The sequence below is a fragment of the Streptacidiphilus neutrinimicus genome (genome assembly GCF_000787815.1).
Taxonomy (GTDB): domain Bacteria; phylum Actinomycetota; class Actinomycetes; order Streptomycetales; family Streptomycetaceae; genus Streptacidiphilus; species Streptacidiphilus neutrinimicus.
Map to the genome: position 1 here is coordinate 65,251 of NZ_BBPO01000023.1, position 7,450 is coordinate 72,700.

7 protein-coding genes are annotated in these 7,450 nt (G+C 70.6%); 4 read left to right on the forward strand and 3 right to left on the reverse strand.

What is annotated here, in order from left to right; all coding sequences use genetic code 11:
• Nucleotides 1-126: 126 nt before the first annotated feature.
• Together TR48_RS17005 and TR48_RS17010 are read left to right on the forward strand one after the other, a co-directional pair.
• Nucleotides 127-1,860: an ABC transporter ATP-binding protein gene (locus tag TR48_RS17005; RefSeq protein ID WP_042367942.1), complete on the forward strand. Its 1,734-nt coding sequence runs from the start codon at nucleotides 127-129 to the stop codon at nucleotides 1,858-1,860.
• The gene (locus TR48_RS17010) at nucleotides 1,857-3,821 is read left to right on the forward strand and encodes an ABC transporter ATP-binding protein (protein ID WP_042367944.1); all 1,965 of its coding nucleotides are present in this window, start codon (nucleotides 1,857-1,859) and stop codon (nucleotides 3,819-3,821) included. The genes TR48_RS17005 and TR48_RS17010 overlap by 4 nt, the downstream gene beginning before the upstream one ends.
• Nucleotides 3,822-3,984: 163 nt before the next feature.
• Here TR48_RS17010 and TR48_RS41975 read toward each other — a convergent pair whose 3' ends face one another.
• A complete protein-coding gene (locus tag TR48_RS41975; protein ID WP_152628009.1) occupies nucleotides 3,985-4,344 on the reverse strand; it encodes a hypothetical protein in 360 nt (119 codons plus the stop codon).
• Between the two features lie 203 nt (nucleotides 4,345-4,547).
• Between TR48_RS41975 and TR48_RS17020 the strand changes: the two genes are divergently transcribed.
• A complete protein-coding gene (locus tag TR48_RS17020) occupies nucleotides 4,548-5,426 on the forward strand; it encodes a lysozyme (protein WP_042367949.1) in 879 nt (292 codons plus the stop codon).
• On the opposite strand, the gene TR48_RS17025 is transcribed toward TR48_RS17020, so the two are convergent.
• On the reverse strand, nucleotides 5,427-6,233 hold the full coding sequence (locus tag TR48_RS17025) for a helix-turn-helix domain-containing protein (protein WP_042368022.1): 807 nt from the start codon (nucleotides 6,231-6,233) through the stop codon (nucleotides 5,427-5,429).
• A gap of 67 nt (nucleotides 6,234-6,300) precedes the next feature.
• Between TR48_RS17025 and TR48_RS17030 the strand changes: the two genes are divergently transcribed.
• A complete protein-coding gene (locus tag TR48_RS17030; RefSeq protein ID WP_236652182.1) occupies nucleotides 6,301-6,906 on the forward strand; it encodes a TIGR03086 family metal-binding protein in 606 nt (201 codons plus the stop codon).
• Here the strand turns inward: TR48_RS17030 and TR48_RS43295 are convergent.
• The coding region (locus TR48_RS43295) for a peptidoglycan-binding domain-containing protein (RefSeq protein WP_161789847.1) at nucleotides 6,903-7,450 on the reverse strand (548 nt) is incomplete at its 5' end. The two genes, TR48_RS17030 and TR48_RS43295, sit on opposite strands and share 4 nt — an antisense overlap.

Below are 7,450 nucleotides of genomic sequence, written 5' to 3' on the forward strand. Positions count from 1 at the left end.
GTAAGCTTCGTACCATGGCGCGCCGCCAAATGGATGGCTCGCGCCCACGGATCCGGGTACGGTGTACGCAGATACCGCCACCCATCCTTCGCCCACCAGCTCCTCTCCTCCTCTGAGAGATCCGTTGTGCTGATCCGACTCCTGCGCGCCCACCTGCGGCCGTACTCCAGGCCGATCGCCCTGCTGGTCCTGCTCCAGCTGGTCCAGACGATCGCGACCCTCTACCTTCCCACTCTCAACGCCGACATCATCGACAACGGCGTCATCAAGGGCGACTCCGGCTACATCCTCGCGACCGGCGGGATCATGATCGGCGTCTCCCTGGCCCAGGTGGTCTGCGCCGTCGGCGCCGTGTACTTCGGGGCCCGGACCGCCATGGCGCTGGGCCGGGACGTCCGGGCCTCGGTCTTCACCCGGGTCCAGTCCTTCTCCGTGCGCGAGGTCGGCCAGTTCGGCGCCCCGTCCCTGATCACCCGCAGCACCAACGACGTGCAGCAGGTGCAGATGCTGGTGCTGATGACCTTCACCCTGATGGTCTCCGCGCCGATCATGTGCGTCGGCGGCATCATCCTGGCGCTCAACCAGGACGTGCCGCTGTCCAGCCTGCTGGTCGTCATCGTGCCGATCCTGGGCGTCATCATCGGCTTCACGGTCAGCCGGATGCGCCCGCTCTTCCGTTCCATGCAGGAGCGCATCGACACCGTCAACCGCGTGCTGCGCGAGCAGATCAGCGGCCTGCGCGTGATCCGTGCCTTCGTCAAGGACACCCACGAGCGCGAGCGCTTCCGCTCCGCCAACGACGATCTGACGGACGTGGGGCTGCGCGTCGGCCGGCTGATGGCGCTGATGTTCCCGCTGGTCATGCTGGTGGTCAACCTGTCCAGCGTCGCCGTCATCTGGTTCGGCGCGCACCGGATCGACTCGGGCGGCATGCAGATCGGCGCGCTGACGGCCTTCCTCAGCTACCTGATGCAGATCCTGATGTCGGTCATGATGGCCACCTTCATGTTCATGATGGTGCCGCGGGCCGAGGTCTGCGCCGAGCGCATCCAGGAGGTGCTCGGCACCGACAGCACCGTCGTCCCGTCGGCCACGCCGATCCGCGAGCTCTCCGCCCGCGGCTACCTCGAGGTGCGCGGCGCCGAGTTCCGCTACCCGGGCGCCGAGGCGGCCGTGCTGCGCGACATCTCCTTCACCGCCCGGCCCGGCGAGACCACCGCGATCATCGGCTCGACCGGCTCCGGCAAGACCACCCTGATCAACCTGATCCCGCGGCTGTCCGACGTCACCGACGGCTCGGTCCTCGTCGACGGCGTCGACGTGCGCGACCTCGACGAGGCCGTGCTGTCCAGGTCGATCGGCCTGGTCCCGCAGAAGCCCTACCTCTTCAGCGGCACCGTCGCCTCCAACCTCCGCTACGGCAACCCGGACGCGACGGACGAGGAGCTGTGGGCGGCTCTGGAGACCGCCCAGGCCAGGGACTTCGTCGAGAAGTTCACCGAGGGCCTGAACGCCCCGATCGCGCAGGGCGGCACCAACGTCTCCGGCGGCCAGCGCCAGCGCCTGGCCATCGCCCGCGCCTTGGTGCGCAAGCCCGAGGTCTACCTCTTCGACGACTCCTTCTCCGCGCTCGACTACGCGACGGACGCGCGGCTGCGCGCCGCGCTGGAGCGGGAGACGCAGGACTCGACGGTGGTCATCGTGGCCCAGCGCGTCTCCACGATCCGCAACGCGGACCGGATCATCGTCCTCGACGAAGGCCAGATCGTCGGCGAGGGCACGCACCGTGAACTGATGGACGACAACGAGACGTACCGAGAGATCGTGCTGTCTCAGCTCACCGAGGAGGAGGCGGCATGAGCTCCGGCGGCGACGAGGCGAAGGCGGCGGCGAAGCGCCGTCCCGGCCAAGCGATGGGGCCCGCCCGCTGGATGGGCGGAGGGCAGCCGGCCGAGAAGTCGATGAACTTCAAGGCGTCGGGCAAGCGGCTGCTGGGCCGGCTGCGGCCCGAACGTCCCCTGATCATCGGCGTGCTGGCGCTGGCCACGGTCAGCGTCGCGCTCTCGGTCATCGGCCCGAAGATCCTCGGTCACGCGACCGACCTGATCCTGGGCGGCGTCTTCGGGAAGAAGATCCCGGCGGGCACCAACCCGCAGGTGCTGAACGAGCATCTCAACCACCAGCAGCAGCAGATGCTGTCGTCGATCCACTTCACCCCCGGCCAGGGGATCGACTTCGGCGCGGTGGGCACCGTGCTGCTCTGGGTCGCCCTGATCTACCTGTTCGCCGGTCTGTGCGGCGTCGTCCAGGCCCGCCTGGCCAACGTGGCCGTCCAGCGCGCCGCGAACCGCCTGCGCGCGGACGTCGAGGACAAGCTGGCCCGGCTGCCGCTCAGCTACTACGACAAGCAGCCGCGCGGCGAGGTGCTGAGCCGGGTCACCAACGACATCGACAACATCGCGCAGACGCTGCAGCAGACCATGTCGCAGATCATCACCTCGCTGCTGATGGTCGTCGGCGTGCTGACGATGATGTTCTACATCTCCTGGATCCTGGCGCTGATCGCGCTGGTCTCCATCCCCGCCTCGGCGGTGCTGGCGGCCAAGGTCGGCAAGCGGGCGCAGCCGCAGTTCGTCCAGCAGTGGAAGTCCACGGGCAAGCTGAACGCGCACATCGAGGAGATGTACACCGGCCACTCGCTGGTCAAGGTCTTCGGCCACCAGAAGGAGGCCGTCGAGCAGTTCCACGCCGAGAACGAGAAGCTCTACCAGTCCAGCTTCAAGGCGCAGTTCATCTCGGGCCTGATCCAGCCGTCGATGATGTTCATCGGCAACCTGAACTACGTCATCGTGGCGGTCGTCGGCGGTCTGCGGGTCGCCTCGGGCGCGCTGTCGATCGGTGATGTGCAGGCCTTCATCCAGTACTCGCGGCAGTTCAGCCAGCCGCTGACCCAGGTCGCGGCGATGGCCAACCTGGTGCAGTCCGGTGTCGCCTCGGCCGAGCGCGTCTTCGAGCTGCTGGACGCGGACGAGCAGTCCCCCGAGCCGGAGCAGCTGGCACGGCCGCAGATCGTGCGCGGCCGGGTCGAGTTCGAGCACGTGGCGTTCCGCTACGACCCGGAGAAGCCGCTGATCGAGGACCTCTCGCTGCTGGCCGACCCGGGACACACCGTGGCCATCGTCGGCCCGACCGGCGCCGGCAAGACCACGCTGGTCAACCTGCTCATGCGGTTCTACGAGCCGACGGGCGGGCGGATCACGCTGGACGGCGTGAACGTGGCCGAGATGAACCGCGAGGAGCTGCGCGGCAACATCGGCATGGTGCTGCAGGACACCTGGCTGTTCGGCGGCTCCATCGCCGACAACATCGCCTACGGCTCGAAGGGGGCGACGCGCGAGCAGATCGTCGCGGCGGCCAAGGCCGCCCACGTCGACCGCTTCGTGCGCACGCTGCCGGACGGCTACGACACCGTCATCGACGACGAGGGCACCGGCGTCAGCGCGGGCGAGAAGCAGCTGATCACCATCGCGCGGGCGTTCCTGGCCGAGCCGTCGATCCTCGTCCTGGACGAGGCGACCAGCTCCGTCGACACCCGTACCGAGGTGCTGATCCAGCGAGCCATGGCCAAGCTCCGCTCGGGCCGCACGGCGTTCGTCATCGCCCACCGCCTCTCCACGATCCGCGACGCGGACACCATCCTGGTGATGGAGAACGGCGCGATCGTCGAACAGGGCGACCACGCCTCCCTGCTGGAGCAGGACGGCGCCTACGCCCGCCTCTACAAGGCGCAGTTCGCCCAGGCGGTCGCGGAGGTCGACTGAGCCACCGGCCCCGTAGGAAGGGCCGGCGCACGCCCCCTGTCCGGGGGCGGGCGCCGGCCCTTCGCCTATCTGCTCGCGGTCATCGGGGCGGCCGGGATGGGCGCGGGCGCCGGCTGGTCGTGGCCGCCGTGCGTGAGTACGAACGCGAGAGCCGCGGCCGTGATCAGCAGGCCGCCGGCTCCGGCCAGTCGGGGGTCCAGCAGCGGATTGCGCCGTCCGGCGTCGTCGTTGTCCCGTGTGCCTGCCACCGGCTCAGACTAGGCCAGCTCCTTGAACATGTGAACGTCCTCGGCACCGCCGGGGCGCGGACCCAGAGCATCTCGACTCCGAGCAGGCCGCCCCAGGTCCAGGCGGCCAGGCCGCCGACGAGCTCACCCGCCTCGTCCACGACCTTGACGGAGAGCCGTCCGCGGTCGGCCGCCGTGGCGTGGGTGGCCGGGAAGTTGACCTCGTCCAGGCCTGCGGAGAGCCGCGCGGCGAGCTCCGGATCGCCGTCGCCGACGCTGAGATGATCACTCGTCATGCGGACGAGTCTGGTCCGCTCTCTCGACTGGCTGGCCTCAGAACTTTGTCGCAAGTGCCTGCAAACCCTTTCGCGACCCAGGTCTACATGCGTAGCATTCCCGTGGCATGGCTGGGACAAGTCAGAGACTCACCAGCCGTCAGTTCGGCGTACTCGCAAGCCCTTTGCCGTCCAGCACGAGGACAACACGGAGGCGCGACGCAATGAACTCCCTTTCTCTCCCCCACAGAGCCACGCGCGGACTCACCGCCGCCGCGACCCTGTTCGCGGCGCTCGGCCTGGCGGCCGCGATCCCCGCCGCACCCGCCCAGGCGTCCCCCGCCCGGGCCGCGACCGCCCAGGACCCGACCGTCCGGGCCGCATCCGCCAAACTGCCGCGCGGCAGCGCCTACATGGGCATCGGGGTCCGCACGCACGGGGGCGGCGGCGCGGGCGGCGGCGTCCAGCCGATGGTCACCCAGACCGAAGGCGTGGACGTCTCCAGCTACCAGGGCGCCGTGGACTGGACGACGCTGTGGAACAGCGGCGTCCAGTGGGCCTACACCAAGGCCACGGAAGGCACCTACTACACCAACCCCGACTTCGCGCAGCAGTACAACGGCCCCTACAACGTCGGCATGATCCGCGCCGCCTACCACTTCGCCACCCCGGACACGACGACGGGCGCCGTCCAGGCGGACTACTTCGTCAACCACGGCGGCGGCTGGTCCGCGGACGGCAGGACCCTGCCGGGGGTCCTGGACATCGAGTGGGACCCCTACGGGGCCGCCTGCTACGGGCTGTCGCAGAGCTCCATGGTCAACTGGATCGCGAGCTTCCTGAACGAGTACCACTACCGCACCGGCCGCTGGGCGGTGATCTACACCGCGACCTCCTGGTGGACCCAGTGCACCGGCAACTACGGCGGGTTCGCGGCCAACGACCCCCTGTGGATCGCCAACTACAACGGCTCGCCGGGCACCCTCCCGGCCGGCTGGGGCTACTACACGATGTGGCAGTACACCGACTCCGGCCCCTACGTCGGCGACCACGACAAGTTCAACGGCGACATCACCCGGGTCCGGGCCCTCGCCCTGGGCTGATCACCGCTCCCCGCGGGAGTACCGGGAGGGCGGGACTCCGACGACCGCCGTGAAGTCCCGGGTCAGATGGGCCTGGTCGCTGTAGCCCAGGTCGGCGGCGAGGGCCGCCCAGTCGACCGAACCGCTGTCGGCGCGCTGCGCCGCCTCGTGCAGACGAGCGCGGCGCAGCACCGCCTTCGGGCTCACCCCGACGTACTCGGCGAAGAGCCGCTGGAGCGTGCGCGGCGAGAGGCCGAAGCGTGCGGCCGCCTGCTCGACCCGGACCAGGGTGCGGTCGGCCGTCATCAGCTGGACGAGGGCGGCGATCTGGACCGCCTGCGGGTCCGGCTCGGCCGGGACGCGGGCCGCCAGGAACTCCTCGACCAGGGCCACCATCGCCTCCGTCTCCGCGCAGGCCAGCACGCGCGGACACAGCTCGTCCGCGCCCGGTCCGAAGACCGTCCCGGCGGGCAGCACCCGGTCGGTCAGCTCCTGGACCGGCCCACGGGCGAAGGCCCGGAAGCCGCCCGGCAGGAAGCGGACCCCGTGCACCTGCCCGGCGTCGACGAGACGGCGGGTGTAGACGCCCCGGATCACCCCGTAGACCAGCGGCCCGGTGGGCTCGAAGACCAGGTGCACGTTCGGGTGCGAGAGCACCTGCGAGTCGTAGGCCGGTCGGCCGGTCACGTCCCAGCGGACGATCCAGTGGTAGTCCACATAGGGGGCGAGGGCGGGCCCCGGCGGCGCGGTCGTGACCGTGAACCGGCCCGCGCCCTGCTCCGGATGCAGGACGCCCTTGGGCGTCGCACGACCGTCGTTCCGCTCCATGACCGCCACCCTATGCGTGTCGCGTTTCTTCAAGACCGCGCCGGGCGCCGTCCGTACCGTCGTGGTCATGAACGACATGAACGCCGACATGAATCGCACGTCCGAACTTCCCGGGCTGTACGGCGCGCTGCGCGCCTCCGCTGCCGAGACCGTCCGCGTCGTGGACGGCATCGACCCCGCCGCGCTGGACGCCCCGACCCCCTCGGCCGAGTGGGACCTGCGCGCCGTCGTGAACCACCTGGTCCTGTGGACCGCGCACAACTTCGCCCTGCGGGCGGAGGGCGGCTCCGTCCCGGCCGAGTGGTACGAACGCGACTTCACGGCGGAGCCCGGGTGGGCCGAGGCGTACGCCCAGCAGGTCGACAAGGCCCTCGCGGCCTGGTCCGACCCGGCGGTCTGGCAGCGGGAGATGCCGATGGGCGACTCCGCCGTCCCGGCGACGGCGATCGCCGGGATGATCCTGCTGGAGTTCTCCCTCCACGGCTGGGAGGCGGCGCAGGCTTCGGGCCAGACCTACGCCCTGGACGACGCGACGGCCGCGGCGGTGCTGGGGCAGGTCGAGCAGTGGGCGGAGATGTTCCGCCAGTACGACGGCTTCGCCGAACCCGTCGCCGTCCCGGCCGACGCTCCGCCCTTCGCCCGCGCTCTGGCCCTGTCGGGCCGTCGGCCCTAGCAGTTGCTGCTGCTGCGCAGGACCGGCCAGGTCTGCGCGCCCACGCCGCCGTCCTTGCTGAGGCCCATGCAGCTCTGGAAGGCCTCGACAGCCTTCGCCGTGCCGTCGCCGAACTGCCCGTCGATGCCGCCGACCGGGCCGAGGATGGCCTGGTACTTGGAGCCGCGGTACCAGAGCAGGCACTGCACCTCCTTGTTCGCGGCGGTGTTGGCGTTGTTCGGCGCGTACTTGTCGGTCTCCGCGCTGCCGGAGTAGTACGTGCAGTTCTGCAGCCAGGCTGGGGTGCTCGGCGGCGGGGGCGGCGCGGCCGAGGTGTGCGGCGCGGAGGGCGTCGTCTGCTGCGAGGCCGGGGCGCTCTGGGACCCGGCCGGGCTCGTCACGGGGCCGCCGCCGGGCTGGGAGCTCGCCGTACTCCCCGGACGGGCCGCCGTCGACCCGGCCGCCGAGGCCGAGGCCGAGGCGGCGGCGGACGGGGCGCCGGACGTCGCGGACGCCGCCGAGGACGACGCTCCTCCGCCGTCCACGCTCGTGCCGCTGCCGCCCT